This window comes from Marinomonas dokdonensis, from assembly GCF_052747885.1.
Map to the genome: position 1 here is coordinate 1 of NZ_JBRAND010000004.1, position 26,107 is coordinate 26,107.

The following is a 26,107-nucleotide window of genomic DNA, read 5'->3' on the forward strand; positions in this document are numbered from 1 at the left end:
CGGTTAGTGGTCAGGAACAAAGCTTTACGGCCTCTGAAATAGCAACGGGCGCAGTCACAGTAGAAGTTGAGGCAGGTGAACTCGTCGAAGCAAGCGTTAAGGACGCAGCGGGAAACATTTCTATCGTAAGCGAAAAGCCTGTAGTTGTTGATTTATCGGCTGATGACCAGGGAGATGCCCTTAGCATTGTGGTCGCGGATACCCTCACCAAAGATGTTGCCACCGTCACGGTACAAGGCGTGGATGAGGATGCGCAAAGTGTCACAGTGACATTCGTTAACGGTGATAAATCAGAAAAAGTAACCTTGACTCAAACCGACCCAGCCAGAAGTGAATGGGTATTCACTGACACGGATCTTTCTGCGTTAGGTAACGGTGATGTGAATATCATCGCGACCGTGACAGACAAGGCAGGCAACACAGCAGAGATAACATTAAATGCTGGCTTGGAAGTCGATGTCACGCCTTTAAGTGCGCCTACCTTGAGTTTGGTGGGTGATACGTCCAATGATGGCATCTTCAACTATGACGAGCTGGGTTCAGATGGTACAGCGACGGTTAAAATCACCTTACCGCTTGGTTTCGATGCTTCAGAAGACACCTTGGTCGTCACGGTTAGTGGTCAGGAGCAAAGCTTTACGGCCTCTGAAATAGCAACGGGCGCAGTCACGGTAGAAGTTGGGGCAGGTGAACTCGTTGAAGCAAGCGTTAAAGATGCAGCGGGGAACATTTCTACCGTAAGCGAAAAGCCTGTTGTTGTTGATTTGTCGGCCGATAACCAGGGAGATGCCCTTAGCATTGTGGTCGCGGATACCATCACCAAAGATGTTGCCACCGTCACGGTACAAGGCGTGGATGAGGATGCGCAAAGTGTCACAGTGACATTCGTTAACGGTGATAAATCAGAAAAAGTAACCTTGACTCACAACGAGCTTACCGCAGGGAAATGGGTGTTCACGGACACGGATCTTTCTTCGCTGGGTAGTGGTGATGTCAATATCATCGCTACGGTAACAGACAAGGCAGGTAACACAGCAGAGGTTACATTGAATGCTGGTTTGGAAGTCGATGTCACGCCTTTAAGTGCGCCTACCTTGAGCTTAGTGGGTGATACGTCTAATGATGGCATCTTCAACTATGACGAGCTGGGTTCAGATGGTACAGCGACGGTTAAAATCACCTTACCGCTTGGTTTCGATGCTTCAGAAGACACCTTGGTCGTCACGGTTAGTGGTCAGGAACAAAGCTTTACGGCCTCTGAAATAGCAACGGGCGCAGTCACAGTAGAAGTTGAGGCAGGTGAACTCGTCGAAGCAAGCGTTAAGGACGCAGCGGGAAACATTTCTACCGTAAGCGAAAAGCCTGTAGTTGTTGATTTATCGGCTGATGACCAGGGAGATGCCCTTAGCATTGTGGTCGCGGATACCCTCACCAAAGATGTTGCCACCGTCACGGTACAAGGCGTGGATGATGATGCGCAAAGTGTCACAGTGACATTCGTTAACGGTGATAAATCAGAAAAAGTAACCTTGACTCAAACCGACCCAGCCAGAAGTGAATGGGTATTCACTGACACGGATCTTTCTGCGTTAGGTAACGGTGATGTGAATATCATCGCGACCGTGACAGACAAGGCAGGCAACACAGCAGAGATAACATTAAATGCTGGCTTGGAAGTCGATGTCACGCCTTTAAGTGCGCCTACCTTGAGTTTGGTGGGTGATACGTCCAATGATGGCATCTTCAACTATGACGAGCTGGGTTCAGATGGTACAGCGACGGTTAAAATCACCTTACCGCTTGGTTTCGATGCTTCAGAAGACACCTTGGTCGTCACGGTTAGTGGTCAGGAGCAAAGCTTTACGGCCTCTGAAATAGCAACGGGCGCAGTCACAGTAGAAGTTGAGGCAGGTGAACTCGTCGAAGCAAGCGTTAAGGACGCAGCGGGGAACATTTCTACCGTAAGCGAAAAGCCTGTTGTTGTTGATTTGTCGGCCGATAACCAGGGAGATGCCCTTAGCATTGTGGTCGCGGATACCCTCACCAAAGATGTTGCCACCGTCACGGTACAAGGCGTGGATGAGGATGCGCAAAGTGTCACAGTGACATTCGTTAACGGTGATAAATCAGAAAAAGTAACCTTGACTCAAGCAGAGCTTACTGATGGGAAATGGGTGTTTACGGATACGGATTTAACGAGTTTAGATGACGGTAACATTAACATCATCGCAATGGTAACAGACAAGGCTGGTAACACTGCCGAGGTAACAGTAAATGCAGGCATCATTCTTGATACCATTGCTGTCGCAGGGACTGTAACTGTTGATGATATTACAGCTGATGACATTATTAATATTGAAGAGAGCACATCTACAATATCTGTTTCCGGTACCGCCTCAGGTGGCGATATCAGTTCAGGAGATAAAGTATCCCTTGTTATCAATAATATTGATTATGAAACAACCGTTGATGCTACTGGTGATTGGTCTATTGATGTTAGCGGAGCAGACTTAGCAGCAGATCCTAGTTTTGAGGTAGTTGTTACGTCTACTGACAATGTCGGTAATCAAATTGAGAGTCGAATCACTTCGACTCATGAAATTGACTTATCAGCCTTCGCGACCATCAATGTAGATGCTATCACTGCAGATAGTATAATTAATGCCAACGAAGCTGCTACTGGAAATTTTGTCGCCATTACCGGTGCTGTAAAAGGGGACGCTTTGCCTGGTGATACCATCACCGTTCGGGTTGATGGTGACGTAATTGGCTCTGGTGAGGTATCCGGTCAACTAAGTAGTGATGGAAATTATTATTTATACACAGTGAACGTTCTAGGGTCTGATTTGGTTGATTCCAATGATCTTACTCGTGAGATATCTGTCACCGTTTCGGGTACGGACTCAGCTGGGAATCCATTTGAGCAGTCTAATAGTCAGACTTATGTTGTGGACCAGCAAGCAACTGCCGGTGTTGTTACTATTAACTCCATTACAAACGATAATGTTATTGATGCTTTGGAGTTAGCTCATAATATTGATGTAACTGGTACCGCACTAGGTGGAGACATCTCCAAAGGTGATACGGTTACAATTGCGATAAATAATTACTCTTACACAACTGTTGTTGGTGACAATGGTGACTGGCAATTAACTGTTCCAGCGTCAGAGCTTGTGCAAGGAACGATGGTTAGTGTCAGTGTTGATTCGGTGGACCCTGCAGGAAATACTGTAAAGTCTAGCGCTACAAAATCTTATTCCGTTGATTTATCACAAGATGTTGCCATTACAGTGCTTGAGGGTAATGAGCACATACTTTCAAATCTGCCTTCAGGTTTCAGTTTTCCCACAGGAACGGATCAAGTCACTACGGCATTAGGTGGCACAATATTACTTGTCGATAATCAGTATGTTTATAGAGCACCTATTGTCGATCATGCTGGCAGTGCTGTACGTGACGATACCGTAACCATTCCGTTAGACGACGGTCGCTCCTTTATAATCAGTATCGATCTTTCTGATTCAGTACCTGTTGCTAAAAACGATTCTGACAGTGTCATCGTACAAGCGGACGATACTCAAACTGCTGGTGCTGAGTATGATTTCTCTACGACCTCAGGAAACGTGTTTCATGACAATGGGTCCGGTGCGGATGTCGCCAGCTTAGACGGAAGTATGACGGTCATTGGTGCTGCGATAGAGGGGGATACCATTTTAACGCCTGTGGTGTCTTCTTTCACCGTTGATGGAACCTACGGAACGTTAGTCATTAATGCTGATGGTACGTATCAGTATGAAGCGACAGCAAATTTTTTGAGTATTCCAGAGGATGCAATCGATACATTCTCTTATCTTATCCAAGACGGAGATGGCAGTAAGGCAACAGCGGATTTAGTTATTAATGTTGGGAAAAACTATGCTCCAACAGCAGTTGATGACAGTTCAACAACTTTAAGTTCAGGTTGGTCGGGCTTAGTGGGTACTTATTACGGTACAGATGACGCGATGGATACTTTTTCTGACTTCATCTCATTTGTATCACAGAGCAATCCATCGGCGACTTTTAACGCAACCGATATCAATTACTCTTCTACGAGTAGTGAAAGTGTCGCAACAGGAACGAATCTTCAAGTCTTCCTTGGTGATGACTCAACTTCGTTGGATGTAGATCCTCAAGATAATAGCTACGGGGGCGTGCAATTCAAGGGCTATATTTATTTACAGGCTGGTAACTATAACTTCTTAATTAATGCTAGTGGTAGTTATCAAATTTTGGTGGATAGTCAAAATGTTGCTAGTAACAGTGATATTCAAACACCGGTGGAGACAACCCATGAAGGGTTCGATATCGCTGAAGATGGGTATTATGAAATCGATATGATTTGGTTTGGGGAAGGAGTGAATCATACTTTCCAAGCTTCGATCAGCTCTGATGGCGGTAACAATTATGCATCATTAGATTCAAGTTTACTTAGCCAAGGCCACAGCGGTTTATTAGAAGTAGGGAATGAAAAGTCTCTGCTTATTAATGCTGAAACTTTGTTGTTGAACGATTCAGATAATGAAAATAGTGCGTTAACTATCAGCAGTATTGATAATGTTAGCAATGGCTATGCCTATTTGAATACCGATGGCAATATTATGTTTATCGCTGAAGCAGGCTTTATTGGTACGGCAAGCTTTGACTATACCGTTACAGATGGTGCGGGCGGGTTTAACACAGCAACCGCTTCTATTGAAGTTTCAGCCTCGACCATTTTACCTAATGTAGCAGTATCGTTAGAACAGGGTGTTTATATCTCGACTGACACTCATGCCATCGACTCATCAACTAATTGGCAGAACTCTTCAAGTTCAGCTGATTATGATCATTATATTCTAGGGAATTCTAGCCAAGCTTATTATTTATCAAGTAGCAGCGACAGTATGTTTGTAAAAGGGTCTGTCACAGATCAACTTTCTACTAAGGACGGTGACGATAAAGTATATGTCAGAGACAACCTTAACGAAGAGGTTGGGGATAGTAACATTACTCTCAACCTAGGAGCTGGCGACGATCAGCTAATTTTTGGTAAGGCGTATCAAGATGGTGCCACTCCTGGAAGTTCAAAGGTTAATGGGAGGGTGTTAGGTGGCAGTGGACATGATGAAATTCAAATTGATGGTTCCGTTACCGCAACGGGTCAGTTATTAGCAGGTACTGGTAATGATAAAGTGTTTATGACTGGAGACATGCTGGGTTCCACTTCAATGGGGAGTGGGGATGACAGCCTTGTTATTGGTGGTAATGTAACAGGTAAGATAACAACCAGCAGCGGTAGTGATGGTGTCATAATTAAAGGAGATGTCACTAATGATGTCCTATTGGATGACAACGATAGTCAAAGTGGTGGTGATGACTTCCTAACAATTGGAGGTTCTGCAAGTGGTAATTACACTATCTATGCAGGAACAGGCGACGATTCCATTGAAATTTCTGGTGACTCATCGGTTCAAATCGAATTGGATGACACGAGTTTAGCAACTGGCGGAAACGACACTTTATTTATAAAAGGGTCTAGCTCTAGTTCAATTTTAGCTGGCGCAGGTGATGACATTATCACCATTTCAGTTAATTCCACTGGGGCAATCCAGCTTGGAGAAGGAAATGATTATTTAGCAGTGGGTGGTTCTGTATCTAACACAATCGACGCTGGTGATGGCAATGATACGCTAACTATTTTTGGTAATTCGTCTAGCAACATAGATTTAGGTTCTGGTAATGATTACCTATCTATTGATGGGTCTACAGGGCAGGAAATTAATGCTGGGACGGGGGACGACTTTATAGTGATTGGTGGCGACCTTGATTACCTTATTTCAGGAGGGGACGGTTCCGATGCAATAATACTGAAGAACTACACCAAAGCTCAGTATGATGCGAACGAGAATGACCTACTTAATCGAGTTCAATCGTTTGAAAACATCATGTTTAGTGATGGGATGGTTATCGGAGATAAAAATGTTTTCAGCAGTTTTCAGCCTAATCTTCCTGATAGTTCTGGTTTGCCTGTGTACTCCTATGAGGTCAATGTGGCTATTAATCATGATAACTCCAATGTAGAAAATGCTACGGTAAACCTATTTGGTATTCCAATGGGCGTCACACTCCAGCAGTCTGGTATAGACGTGCCCGTCAATCAAGACGGTAGTTATAGTTTTGATATTACAAGTGGGCAAACCTCCATTGAGGATCTTTCGATTATTAGCTTTGTGGATATAGCAGAATTCGACATTACCACTACCGTCACGAAGCAAGTGGACAATTCGATTATCACAGATAGTTATCAGGTTGGGACCGATTCATCGGATGAACTGATCGGCTCGGGCGGTAGTGATGTATTGTTTGGAGGCTTCGATGATCAGGTTGATGAACTGACGGGCGGCTCAGGCAATGATGTTTTCATACTTAATAAAAACAGTATCGATATCATTAATGACTTCAACGCAGTTGAAGATGCTTTAGATCTAACCGATATTTTAGCTACGATTGCTGGACACCCTGATAAAGATGCTAGTACGAGCACGATTGAAGATTTTCTTCAAACTCATGTGAATGTTTCAAATGGTACGGTTGAAGTGGATGGCGATGAGGTTGCTGAATTTGTTAGCGCATCATCTTCGTTTGATTCGAATTTAGACAATGTTGTGAACATTAACGATAGTATTAAGGTTATTTATAATAATGAGGAATACAACATTAATATAGATGGCTAGTTTATTGGATAGAAGGTGAAAGGTTTAAATCATATTTGCCTTGGCTTTAAAATCTAATAGAAGTGTAAATATAGACCTGGGTTGAGATTCAACCTAGGTCTAATTTTTCATGCTCTATTTTTCTGTATGTGGCTATTTTATATTTGAGAATAGATTTTCAAACTCGAGTATTGAAAGATTCTAACCCTACCTTCTAGGCTTATGCCTACGACACAAATAAACTCAATAAAGAAAGAAAGTCCGAAAAGCCCAATGGCATCTGCAAGCGGTTTTATAGCTGCTAAATTGCTTACGGGAGCAATTTACTGATTCGAGAGTGAATCAACGATCTTTGGGTTATGAGCCCGACGAGCTACTAGACTGCTCCATTCCGCGACATAGAAGCTATAAATAGGTTTAAGAAATGTGATATGAAAATTATTGCCCAATTCTCACTAGTAACGAATTGATTGCGGGAGCCATTTACTGATTCGAGAGTGAACCAACGACCTACGGGTTATAAGTACAGGGGAAATTATGAACTAACTAATGTTCTTAAATTGGTTGCGGGAGCCATTTCTTGATTTGAGAGTGAACCAACGACCTTCGGGTTATGAGTACAGGGCAAAATATGAAATTAATGAACTAACTAATGTTCTTAAATTGGTGCGGAGCCATTTCTTGATTTGAGAATGAACCAACGACCTTCGGGTTATGAGTACAAGGGGAATTATGAACTAACTAATGTTCTTAAATTGGTTGCGGGAGCCGGATTCGAACCAACGACCTTCGGGTTATGAGCCCGACGAGCTACCAGACTGCTCCATCCCGCGACATAGAACCTATAAATAGGTTTAAGAAATGTGATATGAAAGTTATTGTCCAATTCTGACTACTAACGAATTGGTTGCGGGAGCCGGATTCGAACCAACGACCTTCGGGTTATGAGCCCGACGAGCTACCAGACTGCTCCATCCCGCGACAAATAAATTAACTAATAACTTTCTAAATGAACTAAAAACTTAATGTTCTTAAGTTGGTTGCGGGAGCCGGATTCGAACCAACGACCTTCGGGTTATGAGCCCGACGAGCTACCAGACTGCTCCATCCCGCGACATATTTATTAGTAATCAAATTACTAAATTTTAAGTTCATTTCGTTGGTTGCGGGAGCCGGATTCGAACCAACGACCTTCGGGTTATGAGCCCGACGAGCTACCAGACTGCTCCATCCCGCGACAACGAGGTGCGTATTATAGGTACATTGATTGTAGAGTCAAGGGTTTACATCGTTTTTTATATTTTAAGTTTAAGCGACTTAACTTCTGACGGGAGCGTAGGCTTGCAAGTAGCCATTAAAGCATTTAAAAATTGATTCCTTTTTTGAAAGCTTCGAAAATAGCTTAAATAGGTTACTATCACTTAACTGCTTTCTGGAGATCATTTCATGCAAGACGATATAGCATCTATATTAACCAAATCCACCATACCCAGTGAGAGCGACGCTTTAGCTGGGCGTGACCAGGCTGTTTTGACCAGTGCCATTCATGCAGTAAAGGGTGGTGAGATCACGAGGGATATAGCAGAGAATGAAGCCGAAATTATCTTAGGCTTGGGTTGCTTTTGGGGTGCCGAGAGAAAATTTTGGAATACCTCAGGGGTGACGCTGACAGCGGTTGGTTACTCTGGCGGGCACACTAAAAACCCAACTTATGAAGAAGTATGTACTGGGCAAACGGGCCATACAGAAGTGGTCCGTGTTGTTTACGATACTCGAATCACCAATCTAGAATCGATTCTTAAGGTGTTTTGGGAGAATCACAATCCAACGGAAGGTATGAGGCAAGGCAATGACATTGGTAGCCAATATCGATCAAGTATTTATGTTTGCAGTGATGAAGATAAAAACATCGCTCAAGCAAGCTTAGATGTATATCAGAAAGGGCTCATCGCTTCTGGCTTAGGTATGATAACAACTGAAATAGAGACTAAAAGTGCTCTTTATTATGCTGAGGAATATCACCAGCAATACTTACATAAAAAACCTAATGGCTACTGTGGATTGAAAGGTACTGGCGTTGTTTGTGCCATCTAGATGCTCTTGACTAACAATACGCACCCTCAATTTTAGCTAAATAGATATGTTTTATTCGTGCATCATAGCCAGCTTATCGGTTGGCTATGTGCCCGTGTCGAGCTAAATGCCTTCGTCGTGGATACCTCAGTTTTTTCACTTCATTACTCTCTTTTCCCATCTCACATGAAGAGTTTATTTCGACATCAATGGTGTTTTTTACAATCTAAATATTCTGCGCTGTATTAAGGTAAACGAGTCAAAAAATCGACATCAGGAAGAAAGTTAAAAGGGGGCGTTTCACCGAATCTGGTTCGCAAATATCGGCGTTTATGTGTATTATTTTGTGGTGTGGTTAAAGGAAACATCCAGTTAATGATCAGCCATTTTTGGCAAATGGAGAGAAATGTTGAGATTTATTTTGTCTATTAGGCTTCTTATTGTTTCTCTAGCGCTTGCCGGCGTCATATTTACCATTCTTAATGGCTACTCTTCTACCTACCAACTTCAGCAAAACCTACTCGTTAATATCTCTAAAGAAGCTAACCGGGTGTACGCCCAGAAGTTAGCACGCATGACTCAGTCATTTATTACGAACCGTCAAGAACAGTTACGAATCGGTGCAGAGTTTCTAAGCGCTTTAGCTGAACAAGAAGGGGAGGATTCCAAGGCATTACAGTCAAGATTGAAATTTATTTTAGACATGAGTAATGGTTTTAATTCGATATCGCTTATTAATGTTTCAGGTGCTATCACGGCCGTAGTTCCCGCTGAGCTTGATTTGAAAGGGACTCATCTTAGCCATTCTCAACATGATATTTTTAATGATGGAAAGGCTCATCTTATTGGTCCTGTTGTTGGGCCAACAGGTAAGCTTTTAATATTCATTTCTCACCCAGTAAGAAACTCTTCAAATGATCGGATCGCAGACTTGGTTGGTACCATCTACCTACAGGATAATATTTTTCTAAATCGTTTGTTATCGCAGCATGATTATGATGATGGGTCTTATGTTTATGTAGTCTCCTCGCAAAAAGAGCTTATATACCATCCTCTAAAAGAGAGGATAGGGGAAAAAATCACCACTAACACTGTCATTAATAATGTTATTGATGGAAAAAAGGGCGCTATGGAAGTTGTTAACAGCAAAGGCGTTTCTATGGTGGCGGGTTATGCGCATGTTGCTGAGCCTGATTGGGGGGTTGTGGCACAAACTCCCCGTGCTGCGATATTAAATGACTTTGACCATCAGCTATGGCTGGTATTAAAGGATGCTATCCCATTACAGATAGTCATACTTATTTTTGTCGTCGTCTGTGCTTATCTTATCGCACGACCGTTGCGTATGTTAGCTGAGAGCACCAATAACAGAGATCAAGCAGTTAAAGTAAAAGCATGGTTTTATGAGGCCTATTTATTGAAAAGGTCGATACGCAAAGAAATTGATTCATTAAATGAAAAGGTAACTCGGTTCGATGAAGATAGGAAAAAAGATCCTTTAACTGGCCTTATGAATCGTCGAGCAATGGATGAGTTAGTGACAACCTTAGTCAGAAAAAAGCACCCTTTTAGTGTGATATTTTTCGATATTGATCATTTTAAGAGTGTTAATGATGAATTTGGTCACGATACGGGTGATGAAGTTCTTAAAGCTCTAGCTGATATGGTTTCGAACAAAGTTGAGCCTAGTGGTGTTTTGTTTCGTTCTGGTGGAGAGGAGTTTGTGGTGATTGTTCCAGATAATAAACCCCATTCTGCCATAAGGCTTGCTGAAGATATTCGCCAGTTGGTAATGAGCGAAAAAATCCCCCAGATAGGTAAAGCAATAACGGTTTCGTTAGGGGTGTCAAACTGGATTCATTCAATGGACCAAAGTCAGACGTTCAAACGAGCAGATCTTGCAATGTATGAATCGAAAAAATCGGGGCGAAATCGTGTTACGAGTCGCTTATACTGATAACGTTAAATAATCTCACGATGAAACTAGGTGCTACTTTCTTGACGCTTGCTTAGGCCGCTAAAAAAGTAACTTATTAAACATAAGATTGAGGGTGTGATGCTAAAAACCTTAAAGGCGAGATTATATCTGTTATCGATACTTGTCATTGCGCCTTGCTACCTGTTTATCTACTTAAGCTTCGACTATAGTCGAAATATAGTGATAAATGATGTTTTAGCCACGGCTCAAAGGGTTTCTTATCAGGCCGCCACGGCTCAAGAAGATCAGATTGCTATGGTGGAGCGATTTCTTAAAGAGATGGTGGAAGTGCCTCCCTTACAAGACCCTGAATCTATTCAATGTCGTGACTTTGTGCGCCAAGTTACTCAGCTTGATGAACGTTATATCAATGTTGGCGTACCTAATGCTTTTGGCATATTAACATGTAATGGTATACCTCTTGAAAAGCCAATCGATGTGAGTGATCGTCTCTACATTAAAAATGCCCTAACACTGAATAAGTTCACCTCTAGTGGTGTGCAAAGAGACAGGGCAACAGAGGCATTAACAATCAACTTTGCTTACCCAGTCCATGATGAGAAAACCCAACGCGTTATTGGTGCTGGAGTGGTTGTTGTTTCATTGGAGTGGTGGCAAACCCTATTGACCCGTTTGCAGTTGCCTGAAAACAGTGTTGCCTTAGTTTTGGATGGATATGGGCAGGTAGTAGCGGAGTTTCCTCACGGCGATAACAGTGAGATGCCTGAAGAATTTAACACAATTGTCTCTTCCGAAGATCAAGTAAGAAGAGTTTACTCAAAACATAAGGTTTTCGGCTTAGGCAGCGACGTAGAACTAACCTTTGTAACTGGCATATCAATCGACAGCTCACTCGCCTTGGTTGAAGGCAAGCATCGCTCTATATTTATTGCTTTTACTATCACTGTGCTGCTAATTTTGTTGCTCTTCCGTTTGTTTTTCCTCAATACGATTTTAAGGCCATTGAACAAATTAGCAGATTTAACATTTCAATTAGGCCGAAAAGAAAAGCTCTTACCACCATCTTCAACAGGGGTGAGAGAAATGGACTTTTTACAAGACCGTTTCGTTGAAATGTCGGATAGGAAGTCTCAGGCAGAATCACAGATTATTAAGCAAACGTTAACAGATGCTTTAACTGGCATTGCTAATAGAACGGCTTTTAGTCAAGCCTTGTCAGAGCATCTTTATTACGCTGATACCAAAGAAAATCGTTTGGCTGTTATATTAGTCGATTTGGATGATTTTAAAGAAATCAATGACACACTTGGCCATGAAGCAGGCGATGAGGTGCTTCGAACCTTGGCTAGAAGGTTGCAAGAAGCAAGTGAACATTGTCGCTTAATATCTCGCCCTGGTGGTGATGAATTTATGCTTTTGATAGAGCATTTTGAGTCAAATGAAAACCAGGTTGCTGAATTGTGTAATAGCTTATTAAAACTTATTAAGCATCCTATATGCTTGCCTCATAATGAAGTTGTTGTCAGTGCAAGTATCGGCATTGCTCATTATCCTGAAGACGGCCATGATGTGGAAAGTCTAATGAGTGCCGCTGACCAAGCCATGTATTATGCCAAAGAGTGTGGGCGTGACACAGTGCGACGCTTTAATTGGGAGCTTAGGCGCACTTTAATGGAAAAAATTGAAATCATTAAAGACTTGCGCAAAGCCATTGAAAATGAAGAGTTCTTTTTGCTCTACCAACCGATTGTCAACATTGCAGGTCAAGTCGTTAAGTTCGAAGCACTTATTCGCTGGCAACATCCAATAAAAGGAATGATACCGCCAGATGGCTTTATACCCTTTGCAGAGCAATCTAGACAAATCATAGATATTGGCGAATGGGTAATCAAAAAAGCGCAAAAAGGCTGGGAAGTCCTACAGCAAAAATATGGTGAACAGATTCAAGTGAGTGTCAATGTCTCGCCACTACAGCTATCTTATCTTAAAACAGCAAACACCCCAAACAGTGCCAGCTTGTTAACCGCTCCAGTCGCCTCCTCAAAACGGCCTGGTCATAACGGTTTGGTGATAGAGATTACTGAAAATTTACTAATGGATTTAGATGATAACACCCAAAAAGCCTTGTTGAAATTTAGAGAGCAGGGGATTCAGGTAGCTTTAGATGACTTTGGTACAGGTTATTCATCGCTAGCTTACATAATGAATTACGATATTGATTACCTGAAAATTGATAAATCCTTTGTTCAAAAGCTAGGCGTAGATTTGTCGGCAGACTCTCTGTGCGAGGCTATTATTTCCATGTCTCATACGTTGGGGATAGCCGTGATCGCAGAAGGTGTTGAAACAAAAAGTCAGGCAACTCAGTTGAAAAACTTTGGCTGTGATTTTTTACAAGGCTATCTTTACTCAAAACCAATATCGCTAGAAGAAGCCTTAAAATTTCAGTAATAGTAAATGTGGCCATGCTGCTAGAACGCCTCTAGCCGCTTGACCATATTAAAATGCGATACAGTTTCGTCCTAGTTTTTTGGCTTCGTATAGCTTGTTGTCCGCAATCTCTGTCGGATTCACATTTTTTTCGTGCGAGTTAATGATGGATGCGATGCCCACACTGACCGTGATGCATTTATGTTTTGCGTGCTCATGGTCCATCTTCAACTGGAAAACATCGGTTCTGATTCGTTCGGCAACCTCTTTCGCACCCTCAAGGTTGGTGTCGGGTAGCACAACGATAAACTCCTCACCACCATATCGACAAACATAATCAGAAGGCCGTAATAGAGATTTCTTCAGGGAAGCTGTTACGGCTTTTAGGGCAGAGTCGCCTTTGATATGACCATAGTTATCGTTATAGAGTTTGAACTCATCAATATCTATCATAAGAATGGCTGTATCGTTGTTTGTACGAAGCGTTTTACTCTTTAAACTATCCATATGGTCATCAAAATAACGACGATTATAGATACCCGTTAAACCGTCAATAAAAACAAGCTTTTGTAGCATGTCTTTTTGCTTTTGTAAGGTGAGATGAAATTTAACGCGATTCTTCAACGTCATGGGTCGTACTGGCTTGGTAATGAAATCAATACCACCGCATCGCCAGCATTCATCCTCTTCTTCCTGTTGATTAAAAAAGGTGACAAAAATAACAGGGATAGATTGAGTGAGCTCGTCTTCTTTCAATCGTTTACAGAGTTCTAAGCCCGACATGTTAGGCATAAGAACATCAAGTAGAATTAAGTCAGGTTTATTGTCTTGACAGACTTGAAGAGCTTCTTCGCCAGAGGTTGCAGCTAAAATAATGTAATCAGGACTCAAAATACTATAGATAGTCTGAATGTTGATTGGTTTATCGTCGACAACAAGGACTTTAGAGTCTCTTAAGTCAATATCGGCTTGTTCAGTTAGTCTGGATAACGGCATTGCAAACCTTTTAAATTAATTGGTCAAATTGGTTAATGACTGCCTTAGCATCCTTAAATTTTAAGATATTCAAGAATCGAATGAGCTCATCAGCAAGTTCTGGTGACAGTTTGTTTAAATGCGGAAGAATTTTTTGAAAACTATCAATCGCATGCATATTAAAGCTATCTATTTCCGCTTTTAACTGGTTATAGGTTGGTAGAAACTCTTCCTTATCTGAGGTAACGTCTTCGACTTCCGTCACTGAAAGCTTAGTTTTAAGGGCTTCGATATACTCTAGTGTGTTATGTATTAGATCAATCAAATCAGATTGATAACGAGTATAAGGGTTATTGTCTAACCAATCAGTGATTTTATCTTCCTGCTCTTTTGCGGCGTCAGATAATTTCGTGAAACCAACTGAGCCCGCTGTACTCTTTAGTGTGTGGAAAATGAGTTTTAATTGACTTTTGGTCAACTCATGGCTTTTTAGCTGGGTTTGATATTCGGTAATATCATTGATAAAGAGGTTCAGAGATCGCAGGTAAATGTTAGTGGAGTAGTTGAATCGCTCCATCGCTCCCAGAACATCGATATCGTGGATTTTGCAATACTCTAATGTATCTTCACTAACATTATAAAGCTTACCATTAAGCTCTGTGTGAGTTTTTGTAATGGTCTTAGGCTGTGTAGCGGTCAATATTTGATGGATGAGATTTTCCAAATCAAAAGGTTTACTGATATGACCATTCATGCCTGCATCAATACATTTTTCTTTTTCTGATGTAATAACATTTGCTGTCATCGCAACGATTGGCAGCTGTTTAAACTTGTGATTGGTGCGGATACGCTTGGTGGTCTCATAACCGTCCATATCAGGCATTCTGATATCCATCAGTACGATATCAAATGGCAACAGGCTGTTTTCCAGCTCGTCAAGAGCTTGAACACCATTGTTGGCGATGGTGATATTGGCACCTTGATTAGAAAGCAGCTCTTTTGCCACATATTGATTGGTAGGGTTGTCTTCCACTACCAATATTCGTTTATCGGCCAATGGTTTGGTTGAGCCAAAAGGGGAGGAGACCACGGTTTGGTGGTTAGCTACCGATATGGCTTCAACAAATGCGTCGATCATTTGTGAACGGGTTACGGGCTTGGTCAAGAAACCATTTAACAAGTTAGGGAAACGCTCATATTCTTTGACCATTAAGCTTTGGCTGTGTGCTGTGACCATGATGAGTAGTGGCGTTTTATCTTTTGGTGCGGCCTTTCGAATGCTATCCGCAAGCACCCAGCCATCTTTATTCGGCATTTTCCAATCCAATAATGCTAAGTCAAAAGTCTGTTCATTCTGAATAGTCTGGTTGAAAATTTCTAATGCGTCATCGGCGTTGGAAGCGGTGGTGATCTTCCATCCTAGTTGTTGGATTGTGTTGCTGAGAATTTCTAGGCTTGTTGGATTATCATCAACTAATAAAACATTAATAGCTTGTTGAAATTGCTCATTAATGGTCACGCTATGGGCGTTTTTTGACCTTTGCAATGTGACATCAAAAGAGAAGCATGACCCTACTCCAACTTCACTTTCAACTTGGATTTTACCATGCATCAATTTGATGTACTGATTGCATATAGTCAGCCCAATGCCTATGCCACCATAGTGCTTTGAGGCATTCTGTTCTGCTTGTGTGAAGGTTTCAAACACATGATTTAACTTGGCAGGCGGTATCCCAATCCCTGTGTCTTTAACCGACACAAAAAGTTGAGTCGTATTGTTCTTGCTGTTTACTTGGGCTGAAATGCTAATGATTATTTCGCCAGCGGAGGTGAATTTTACAGCGTTGCCACCAAGATTCAGTAGAATTCGTTTTAATTTATTACGATCTCCGTTGAAAGAGAAGGGAACATTTTTGTCGACATTAAGATGAATTTCAACAGGCTTGGTGTTTACATTGGCGTAGAGCTGGCTGCCAACCTCATTAAGAATATCGTCTAGTTCAAAGTCGACGTTTTCTAGTTTTAAGGCATTTTTCTCTACGTAGGTAACGTCTAATATGTCGTCAACAATTTGCGTGATTTCATTGACAGATATTTTGGCATCATGGATATATTTACGTTGAATTTCATCGATTTTGCTCAATTCCATGAGTTGTATGTAGCCATTGACAGCATTTAGTGGTGTTCGTAAATCATGACTCATATTAGCGATGAATTCCGTTTTTGCCATATTCGCAGAATCTGCTCTTACTAACGCATCTTCTATTATTTTTTCATTTTGCAATCGTTCGGAAATATTTTTTGCCGCTAAGTACACGTAGCTTGTGTCTTCTATATTGATTGTACAGGCAGAGATTAAGACTGGGATCAAGGAATTATTCGACCTGTGGAAGTTCGCTTCAAAGGTGATTCGACCTTCTTTTAAAATGCGCTGTAGGATTTTTGGCCAAGAATCCGTAATGCCTGTTGAAATGATATCGGCTAAATCGATGCTTTGTAGGTCATAAGGCTTAAGCCCTAAAGCGATGGAGGCAAATGGGTTGCTGTTGAAAATCGTTCCATCTGTGTTTAGCCATAGCAAAATATCCTGGGAATTGTCCACGGCGGCATCTACAAGGTCTAAATGCTTTTGCAGACTTAGCTTTTCAGTTAAATCATTGGCAATAAAAACATACCCTTCAATTTCTTTGTTTGCCATGATGGGGGCAATAACAAGGTTTACCTTTGAGTCATCCCCAGATTTACGCTTTAACGAGCAATCAATCGAAATGTGCTTATCAGTATTGGACTCTTTCATCAAAAGGCTAAAAAAGTCTGTCGGGAGTTTATCTTCGAAGTTGGCCTCTAAAGATGAGGTGTTAATGATGTCCAAAATATTTTTTTGATCAATGACTTCATTTTGGGTGTAGCCCAACAGTGAAGAGGCAACTTTATTGAAGAGAGATATGTTGCCTTCGGTGTCACATGCAATGATGGCCGAGTAGGTACTGTTGATTATGCTGCTCTTGAAAAACAATTGTTTTTGTAGCTCTTCCGTGGAGTCACTCACTCGTTTCTCGAGTTGTACATTGACCTCAATGAGCTTTTGTTGCAAGTCATTCAGCTCTGTTAGATCGTTTAAGCTTACCGTGGCACCGCTGAAAACCCCTTTTTCAATAATGGGTGAAATACTCATGGATAAAAAGCGGTCATCACTAAAAGCATCAGATTTATAGCGAAAATCCAATCTTCGGATGACTTCACCTTTTGCGACACTTTTGAAGGTATTAATTAATTTCTCGGTTGAAACGTTGCTTGATAGCCAATTGGTGAGCGGTTTGCCCTGCGCTTGGCTATGAGTAAAATTAAATAAATGATCGGCGGCACTGTTCCAATGAGTAATAGCAAAGTTACTGTCGACGCCGACAATGCTGTCTGATGCATTATTTACCACAGCTGAAAAAGCCAGTTTTTGGCGCATTTCCAGTAATCTTTGATTGAAAAAGTGGCTTAAAAAGAAAGCCAGGATCGTTATAAGGCTGGTCAGAATGATGACTTGCCAGAAAATATAGGCAGGACTTTCTAAACTTAAAGAGTTAATGAAACTATCCGTTGGTGTGATGGAAATAGACCAAAGGCGTCCAAACACATCCACGGTATTTGTGACTTTATAGTCTATGAATTGAGTTTGCTCAGATTGGATAGCGTTATAAAAATGTACAGGCTGGCTGGTGCTGGTGTCATCAATGTTAATGCTAAAGTCAGCTTTGTCTGCCAGGACAGAATCTAAAATCTCATTGATCAATAATGGGGTGTATACCCAGCCTACTAGTGTGTTTTCAGCGTAAGATTTATTTTTGCTGAAAAGAGGGTGTAAGAGTAAGAAACCATGGCTGGTTAGCTCATTTGCCTGTACAAGAGTAATGGGCCCCGTTAATTGTGTGGTACGTGAGGCGGCACTCATTAGTGCCGCGTAACGTCTCGTTTCTTCTGAACCAATGTCTAACCCCACCGCTTCTTTGTTATTCGCTTCGGGCTCAATATACTGAATGATAAAGAGAGGGTCTTTGGGTTGTTCAAGTTGTTTTAACGTAAATGGGGCGCCCTTGTCTTCCGTGGCATATTGCAAAAAATTAGACAGATCTTTAAGGTCCACTTTTTTTATTAAACCGAAGCCTCTTGAACCTGGAAACTCTGTGGCATAGTCACGACTATTAAAATATTTAAGCTGTTTATCGTAATCAAAGTTCTCATGGCCAACAGACTCTATCGCTGCTAACAACCCCCTTAATCCATAATCGTATTGTTTTATGCCTGCGATCATGTCCTCGGTGAGGGTGTTGAACTGTTGATCAATGGCGTTTTGAATGAGGTGAGTATTTCTGTCTTCAGCCGATTTTTCACTATGAAATGAAAATAATATGCCGCAAAAAAGAATGAAGGAGGGCATCCAAAAATGCCATTTAGGCTGCTTGGGTGTCATTTGCTACTCCTTATTTTCACTCGAAAAAAATACCATTTAACCATCATAAACCTAATCCAAAATATTCATAGGGAAATGTTAAGAATGTTAAAAATGTTACAAAAATGGTGATAATTACTTGTTATAGCAGATGATTTGCTATACTCGTAGTTGTTGTTAGCGAATGAACGAGATAAAGCTATCTTTTATGTCAAGGAGTGTTCAATTGTTATTTTTTAATACAAATCGCGCAGCCCACGAAATTTTGATTGTTGATGATACACCCCAGCATGCGTTAGAGCTGATGGAGCTGGTATCTGAATATGGCGCAGTGTTTTTTTCAGAAAGTGCTGCGGATGCCTTTAAATTGCTTGATCAAAGTCTTCCAGATTTAATTTTGCTTGATATCGACATGCCTGATATGGATGGTTTACAGATGTGTCGCCTGATGAAGCAGGACCCAAGATATCGCGATATTCCAGTGATTTTTATAACAGGTCATGATGAGCCTGAGCTCGAGCTATTTTCATTAGAGGTTGGTGGCATAGACTTTATCCAAAAACCTTTTAATCCAAAAGTTTGTAAGCTAAGAGTTAAAAATCAACTGCAGTTGCATGAGCAGCAGAAACTGATCGAGCAGAGTAAAGATCAGCTTAAGGCTCTAGTGGAACAAGTCCCAGTCCATATCACATATTGGGATGAGAATTGGAATAATCTCTATTCCAATGGCTATTTTCCTGAGTGGGGAAAATCCGCCAACTCATCATTATATATTGATAACTTATTACCGATCGAACTCAGCCAGCAAATTAAGCTGAGAGGGCAGTCCGGTATTGATCAAAACTTTACCGTACAACTGCAAGTGAACGGTGAAGAATTCTTCTATCAAGTGTTTCAGTCTCACAATGTAGATCCGCACTATACTAACAGTCACCTGATCACCATCATTGATATTACCCAGGAGAATCAAGCTAAAAGGTCTCTTTTCTTTGAAAAAGAGCGCCTCAGGGTGACGCTAAATTCGATAGGTGATGCTGTCATCGCGACGGATAACAATGGCCTTGTTACCTTTATGAATACCATTGCAGAACGAATGGTCGGCTGGCGACTCAGAGATGCTATAGGTCTCAAAGTCGAGAGGGTCATGAAACTGCAAGACTCGAATACCAAGCAAGAATTAAGTAACCCCTTATACCTAGCGTTAAAAGAGCAACGCATTGTTTCTTTAGTGTTGAACAGTGAAATCGTATCAAAAAGTGGTAGTTGTTATGCCATTGAAGATTCCGCTGCACCTATCAGAAATGAAAAAGGTGAAGTTATTGGCGGTATCATGGTGTTTCATGATGTGAGTAACGCGATGGCCCTAGCCAACAGGATGAGCCATGTTGCCAGCCACGATTCCTTAACAGATTTACCAAATAGGATCTCCTTACAAGAAAGTTTGGTGCTGGCCTGTCAGACGTCCATAGATACAAAGCATAAGGTTGCAGTATTACTCATCGATATTGATCACTTTAAATACCTTAATGACTCCCTAGGACATCAATATGGGGATGAGCTTATTTGCTTAATGGCACAGAGGTTAACAGGACTTTTGCCTGAGAACTGCACTCTCTCGCGAGTGGGTGGCGATGAGTTTGTTGTGCTGGTGAGTGGGGTGGAAGATATTCAAGAGATAAAATCCCTTGCGTCATCTTTACTTTTGGCCATGCATGAACAATTTAAGTTGGCAGAACAGTTTTACAGTATTTCCATTAGTATGGGCGTAAGCCTTTACCCAGATGATGCCACGAACTCTGAGCAACTTATGCGTCATGCTGACGTTGCTATGTATCGAGCCAAACAGGAAGGCCGAAATCGTTATAATTTTTTCTCAAGTGAGCAGGAAGTGGCCTTACTTCAGCGCAACCAACTGGAGAAACAGCTTCGAGAAGCGTTAAAGAATCACCAGATAGAACTCTTTTATCAACCGAAATTTTGCTTGGATACGAATGAAATTATTGGTGTGGAAGCTTTGGCTCGAATGTTTGATAAAGAAGGGAACGTTATTCCGCCTAGTCAATTTATTGGCTTGGCTGAAGAAACTGGGCTTATTTTGGCGCTAGGAAATCAAGTTTTAGAAAAAGCCTGTAAAGCTGCGAAACAGTGGTTTGATCTAGGCTATGCGATTCCAATTTCTGTCAATGTGGCCGCGGCGCAATTCAGTGGGGATGGTTTGGCACAAAACGTTGAGTCTGTATTGCTCAAATACCAATTACCACCAAACTTGTTAGAGTTAGAAATCACCGAAACCTCACTAATGGAGAACGTCGATAATACTCAAAATAAACTAGTTAAGTTAAAAAGAGTCGGCGTTAATATTTCTATTGATGATTTTGGCACAGGCTACTCAAGTCTGGCCTACCTAAAAAAATTCGACATAGATGTCATGAAAATAGACATGTCTTTTGTGGCTGATATGTTAGAAAACAAACATGACTATGAGATCGTCAAGACCATTATTTCTCTTGGGCTTTCAATGGAGCTTGAGTTAATCGCGGAAGGTGTTGAGGAAGAAGCTCAAAAGTTGGCGTTGTTAGAACTGGGCTGTAAAGCTGGGCAAGGGTATTTATTTAGTAAGCCATTGCCCTTTAACGATTTTATGAACTTACTTACAAATTGATAGCGCAGAAGGAAATACTTTGAATGCCAATTTTAATGCTCGCGTGAATTTCACTAAAAGCCTTCTGCCAATCAGTGCGTTCGCTATCGCCTTGCTGTGTAGTGTTGCCTTCTTCTTTATTTTTTCTTGGTACATAGAAAAAGGGGTCATAGAAGAACAAAGCAAGGTGCTACAGCAAGTGAATCACAACAGTGTGACGAATTTTGAGCGTAGACTTAATCAGAGTCGAAACAAAATCAATTTTCTTCAGGCTTTACCGACAATTCATGAGTTTATTGCTTGGCAGCAAGTCAAGCCGAGTGTTGTGATTAGTGGGAATGACTCACCTAAAAAACAGTTGGAAGATATTTTTCTGGCATTTGCTCAATCCAATCCAGAAATACGTCAAATTAGGCTCATAGGTAAAGAAAATCATGGCCGAGAACTTGTTCGGGTTGAACGAAGAGGCAAACTCATTAGCTCGGTATCCTTCGATTTGCTGCAAGAAAAAGGCGATGAAGATTATTTCAGAGAGATTTCTCGGCTTTCCCCTAATGAAATTTATATCTCAGATATTACGCTAAACCGTGAGTATGGCGTTGTCGAAAACCCTATCTGGCCAACTTATCGTATCGCTAAGCCACTTTATGACGATAGTTTAAATTATTATGGTTTTATCATTATTAACATAGATGCTAGCTATTTACTCAACCTACTACACGAAGACTTTAGAGGTACGTCGCTATCTTTGTTTATTCTAAATTCGAAAGGACATTTTGTAGATTCGCCTTTTGAGGAATTCAACTTTGGTTTCGATTTGGACAAACCAGAGATCACCTGGCAGCAACAGACCCAAGAGACTGGGTTACCCTTACTAAGTGAAGTTTTGAATGTTCAGCTGTTGGGCGGTAAAGGCTATTACATAGTTGCCAGTAAGCAGGTCTTATCAACAAGAGAAGGCCGTTCAATATACCTTATTTCGGCAGTGGATGAAGACAATGTCGCTGCTCAAGTAAACCGAAGTAGTCACTCTACCTTGTACCTAATGCTGGTGATTTTCTTACTGGTCATTGGGATCACTTATGCTTATCAGCGACAGATTAATAGACGATTATCTCTGCATGATGATAAGTCGAGATATCAAGCCATTATTGCAGGCTCCTCCGATGCCATTATTAGTACCGACAAGTCTGGAAAAATTCTAAGTTGGAATGAGTCTGCTTCCTATCTCTTTGGCTTGAACGAGGACCAGGCTAAGAAGAAAAAAATATTCGAATTCATTCGAACTGAAGGGGAAGAGCAGCCGATCTCTGAAAGCCTATTAAAGGATATTATTTCAGCGAAGCGTTCTGTCACACTAGAGGTGCAAGTTTCTGCCAGCTTTAATACGCTTCAAATACTTAGTATTAATCTATCGCCTGTTGTACCCAGTAATTCCGCTATTGCCCCTACAGTCGCCGCTCTTATTCGTGACATTACCGAATCTAGAAAAAATGAACAGCAAATTGTTGCTATTAATGACTCCCTTGAGAAACAGGTTGAGGAAAGAACCCAGCAACTAGAGTTGGCGACTCAGGAAGCAATGAAAGCGAATGAAACTAAGAGTGCCTTTGTTGCCAATATTAGCCATGAAATTCGTAATCCCCTAAATGGCATTGGTGGCATGTTGGAGTTGCTAAATCGCGAGCAGTTATCGCAAAAGCAATTAGGCTACCTGAATATGGCCAAAGGTAGTGTCTCAACGCTAACTGTGTTAATCAACGACCTATTGGATCTGACTAAAATGGAGTCAGGCAAACTGGATATTGCCATTGAACCGATGAATATTATTGAAACGGTCAGTGATGTGGTTTCCAGTATGTCCATGAAGGCACAGGAAAAAGGTTTAACCTTATATTTAGATTGTACAAAGGCTCAATGCGAGCACTTAAATTCCGACAGTTATCGAATTAAGCAAATTCTGATTAATCTATTAGGGAACGCCTTTAAATTCACTGAACGAGGCAGTGTGTCTGTTAAGCTAAGTAGTTACAGAAACCGCTTGAATGATAACCGTGTCATTATGGATATTCTGGTCACTGATACGGGAATCGGTATTTCATTAGATCAACAGCAAAAACTCTTTAAACCCTTTACTCAGGCAAATAATTCCATCGCTAAAAAGTTTGGCGGGACAGGGTTAGGCTTGTCCATATGTAAGCAACTGGCCCACTTATTAGACGGTGACATACAGGTGAATAGTGTGGTGAATCAAGGCAGCACATTCTCTTTGTCTCTGCAGGCGGATTTAGATAAACATACTGAACCCAAAGCTGTAGGCCCTTTACTGCTCGGAGTTAAGTGTCACATATTGCTAGAAGACAAAAATGAAAATGCCATCTTAGTTAGCCAGTTTAAGGCTTGGAAAGCGGAAGTGACGACAGGTTCTCGCTTACAGGAACTTTATAACTTGCAAGAACAAGCCTTGCCACAAATGCTAGTACTGGAAAGCAGTATGGTGGATGCATCCTTTATGGATTGGTTTGCTCACTCAGTTGATCATCATAAATGTAAGTTGCTATTGGTAAACTCGGAAAATCAAGGGGCGCTTTCTTCATTATCTGGGTTGACTAATGTTTGTTATCTTGATCACCCTGTGCTGCCAATAGAACTGTTATCTTCTTATAGTCAAATGTTGAAGGTGGAAGAAGCGCCAAGCTGGATTCCAATTGATAACGATGTTGAACACAAGGCTGATAATAAGCAGATGTTCTATCAGGTGCTGGTGGTGGACGATAATGAGATTAACCGCTTTGTTGCCCAAGGTCTGTTAGAAAAATACCCCATACAGGTTCACAATGCGAAAAATGGTGCGGATGCGATCAGCCTAATTCAATCGTTACCAGATGGAGACGAAATCGATCTTATCTTAATGGATTGTCAAATGCCGGTGATGAATGGTTTTGAAACCACAGAACTTATTCGTCAAGGAGCTATCGGAGATAAGCTCAAACATATTCCTATTGTAGCAATGACAGCAGGGGCTATGTCAGGCGATCGGGACTCGTGTCTAGAGTCCGGAATGGATGATTTTATTGCCAAACCCCTAGAACCCGCTTCGTTTGAAAAGAAAGTCATGCAGTGGTTAGAACAAAATGCATAAGGGAAGCGTGATAGTAACCTTTGTAGGAACTATCACGCGGTAGCGCTAGGCTAATCTTTTTTCTCTATGGTAATTTCAAGGGTTTTACTGGTCCCCGCATACCATTTTTGGACATATAAACTGCCGACGATAGGCGCTTTGCCATCTTCGGGCACTTCTTTGTAGCGTACGCTGTTTTTGGTCTCTTTCTCGTATTCAAATTGAATGCTTGTCTTTGGCATGCTTTGCTCCAAAATTATTGTTTTTGAAAAGTTAAAGCTTTAAGGGCTTGTTCACTGTCAATATCAGTGAAGACTTCAGGGTTGGCTAATCGCTCTTGGAAACTTAGCTCAGGTGCGGCCGTGGCCATTTCATCGATCAGAAACTGGCTGCTTAGGCTTGGATCGTTAACACAGGCTAGCACTTGTCCTGCTTCACTCAGTAGGTCAGGTAAGCGACGAAGGATTTTTTGATAATCTTTGGTGACGGCAAAGCTACCTTTTTGAAAGCTCGGTGGGTCAATAATAATCAAATCATAGGGGGCATATTTACGAATTTTACCCCAAGATTTGAGTATGTCGTGGGCAAAAAACTTGACCTTATCGAGGGGCAAGTTATTTAACTGATGATTCTCACGACCTCGATTTAATACCGACTTGGCCATGTCAAAATTAATCACACAGTCTGCACCGCCAGCCAAAGCGGCTACGGAAAATCCGCAGGTGTAGGAAAACAAGTTTAACACTCGTTTGTCTGTGCTCTGTACTCTGACCCATTGGCGACCATTAAGCATATCTAGAAAGAGTCCGCAATTTTGGTTCTTCATTAGGTCGAGCTTAAACTTCAAGCCTTTTTCTTCTGCAATACAGGGTTCGCTGTACTCTCCCCATAGGCATTCCGTTGGGCTTTTATCCCGGCTACGATGCTGTAACAAGATGGCTTGGATAGGATGTTGCCCCCAAATAGCGTCATCAACCCAGAGCTTAACTGTCTCTAGCAAGGCATGTAAAAAATCGTCGCTTGGTTCTTTAAACAAAGAGATCAATAGGTTACTACCTAGGTGGTCAACAGTGATTTGCTCTAACCCAACAACGCATTTTCCGCGGCCATGAAATAGTCTTTGAATGCCATCGATTGGTTGAGAGAAAGTGGTAATGAGAGTGTTCGTCAGAATGGGGAGTGCGCTGGAATCCATGATCGGCCATCGTATGTGAATTGATGGCCATATTCTACTGGCATCTGACAAAGAGGCCAACGAAATTAGTAAAACTCACGGTGAGTAGACTATTTACTCGAGATATCCAGCGCATGTTCCTGTGCAGATGAGACAATACACTCACCTGCAAGGTTAGGGGCAGCGCCTACCATATAACCATCATTTTGCATGCCACTCAGCCATTTTTCTTGCCAGTTTTCAGCGGTGATTTCTAAACCATTAAAACCTTCATACTCATTTTTGCCCCAGCTTTCTGCGTGTTGCTGGCTTGGCCAAATCGGTAAAACCTTATCTTGGCCAAGATCAATAATTAAACAACCTTCTGGATCTGCTAAAGTCCATAGAGACTGTCCTTGGCGAATAGTGTTGACCAGTTTGTCATAGCGGTCAGCACTGTTAAGCAGAAAAAAAGTATCGTCAGAAGAGAAAGGAGTGGTCATTGAAATATCCGTAAATATAAAAAAAGAGAGTTTATCACAGAGGGGAGTGGATCAGGCATCAAGAAAAATAACTAATTTGATTTTCCTTGATGCCTTA

General features: G+C 41.5%; 11 protein-coding genes and 4 tRNA genes. 6 read left to right on the forward strand and 9 right to left on the reverse strand.

The window, feature by feature from the left end:
• On the forward strand, nt 1-6,755 hold a 6,755-nt coding region (locus ACUM5Y_RS10810; RefSeq protein WP_445976890.1), incomplete at its 5' end, for an Ig-like domain-containing protein.
• 735 nt (nt 6,756-7,490) lie between these two features.
• Here the strand turns inward: ACUM5Y_RS10810 and ACUM5Y_RS10815 are convergent.
• The 4 genes from ACUM5Y_RS10815 to ACUM5Y_RS10830 all read right to left on the reverse strand — a co-directional run bounded on the left by ACUM5Y_RS10815 (nt 7,491) and on the right by ACUM5Y_RS10830 (nt 7,971).
• Nucleotides 7,491-7,567: transfer RNA gene (locus ACUM5Y_RS10815), tRNA-Met, on the reverse strand.
• A 71-nt stretch (nt 7,568-7,638) separates the two neighbouring features.
• Nucleotides 7,639-7,715, reverse strand: a tRNA-Met gene (locus ACUM5Y_RS10820).
• A 56-nt stretch (nt 7,716-7,771) separates the two neighbouring features.
• Nucleotides 7,772-7,848, reverse strand: a tRNA-Met gene (locus tag ACUM5Y_RS10825).
• A gap of 46 nt (nt 7,849-7,894) precedes the next feature.
• Nucleotides 7,895-7,971, reverse strand: a tRNA-Met gene (locus ACUM5Y_RS10830).
• A gap of 209 nt (nt 7,972-8,180) precedes the next feature.
• On the opposite strand from ACUM5Y_RS10830, the gene msrA reads away from it, so the two are divergent.
• The 3 genes from msrA to ACUM5Y_RS10845 all read left to right on the forward strand — a co-directional run bounded on the left by msrA (nt 8,181) and on the right by ACUM5Y_RS10845 (nt 13,197).
• Nucleotides 8,181-8,828 (forward strand): peptide-methionine (S)-S-oxide reductase MsrA, encoded by a 648-nt coding sequence (msrA, locus tag ACUM5Y_RS10835; RefSeq protein WP_445976891.1) that lies wholly within the window; start codon nt 8,181-8,183, stop codon nt 8,826-8,828.
• A 385-nt stretch (nt 8,829-9,213) separates the two neighbouring features.
• Nucleotides 9,214-10,764, forward strand: a complete 1,551-nt coding sequence (locus ACUM5Y_RS10840) for a sensor domain-containing diguanylate cyclase (RefSeq protein WP_445976892.1) — start codon at nt 9,214-9,216, stop codon at nt 10,762-10,764.
• A gap of 201 nt (nt 10,765-10,965) precedes the next feature.
• Complete coding sequence (locus tag ACUM5Y_RS10845) at nt 10,966-13,197, forward strand: bifunctional diguanylate cyclase/phosphodiesterase (protein ID WP_445976893.1); 2,232 nt, start codon at nt 10,966-10,968, stop codon at nt 13,195-13,197.
• Between the two features lie 48 nt (nt 13,198-13,245).
• Here the strand turns inward: ACUM5Y_RS10845 and ACUM5Y_RS10850 are convergent, their stop codons facing one another.
• Nucleotides 13,246-14,172 (reverse strand): diguanylate cyclase, encoded by a 927-nt coding sequence (locus tag ACUM5Y_RS10850; RefSeq protein ID WP_445976894.1) that lies wholly within the window; start codon nt 14,170-14,172, stop codon nt 13,246-13,248.
• 10 nt (nt 14,173-14,182) lie between these two features.
• Nucleotides 14,183-18,613, reverse strand: coding sequence for a response regulator (locus ACUM5Y_RS10855; protein ID WP_445976895.1), 4,431 nt, complete (start codon nt 18,611-18,613; stop codon nt 14,183-14,185).
• 205 nt (nt 18,614-18,818) lie between these two features.
• Between ACUM5Y_RS10855 and ACUM5Y_RS10860 the strand changes: the two genes are divergently transcribed.
• Together ACUM5Y_RS10860 and ACUM5Y_RS10865 are read left to right on the forward strand one after the other, a co-directional pair.
• Nucleotides 18,819-21,254: a two-component system response regulator gene (locus ACUM5Y_RS10860; protein ID WP_445976896.1), complete on the forward strand. Its 2,436-nt coding sequence runs from the start codon at nt 18,819-18,821 to the stop codon at nt 21,252-21,254.
• 19 nt (nt 21,255-21,273) lie between these two features.
• Nucleotides 21,274-24,375, forward strand: coding sequence for an ATP-binding protein (locus ACUM5Y_RS10865; protein ID WP_445976897.1), 3,102 nt, complete (start codon nt 21,274-21,276; stop codon nt 24,373-24,375).
• Nucleotides 24,376-24,425: 50 nt separating this feature from the next.
• On the opposite strand, the gene ACUM5Y_RS10870 is transcribed toward ACUM5Y_RS10865, so the two are convergent.
• The 3 genes from ACUM5Y_RS10870 to ACUM5Y_RS10880 form a co-directional block, all read right to left on the reverse strand.
• A complete protein-coding gene (locus ACUM5Y_RS10870) occupies nt 24,426-24,596 on the reverse strand; it encodes a hypothetical protein (protein ID WP_445976898.1) in 171 nt (56 codons plus the stop codon).
• Nucleotides 24,597-24,610: 14 nt separating this feature from the next.
• Nucleotides 24,611-25,549, reverse strand: coding sequence for a class I SAM-dependent methyltransferase (locus ACUM5Y_RS10875; protein WP_445976899.1), 939 nt, complete (start codon nt 25,547-25,549; stop codon nt 24,611-24,613).
• A gap of 89 nt (nt 25,550-25,638) precedes the next feature.
• Complete coding sequence (locus ACUM5Y_RS10880; protein ID WP_445976900.1) at nt 25,639-26,010, reverse strand: DUF2750 domain-containing protein; 372 nt, start codon at nt 26,008-26,010, stop codon at nt 25,639-25,641.
• Nucleotides 26,011-26,107: the final 97 nt, after the last annotated feature.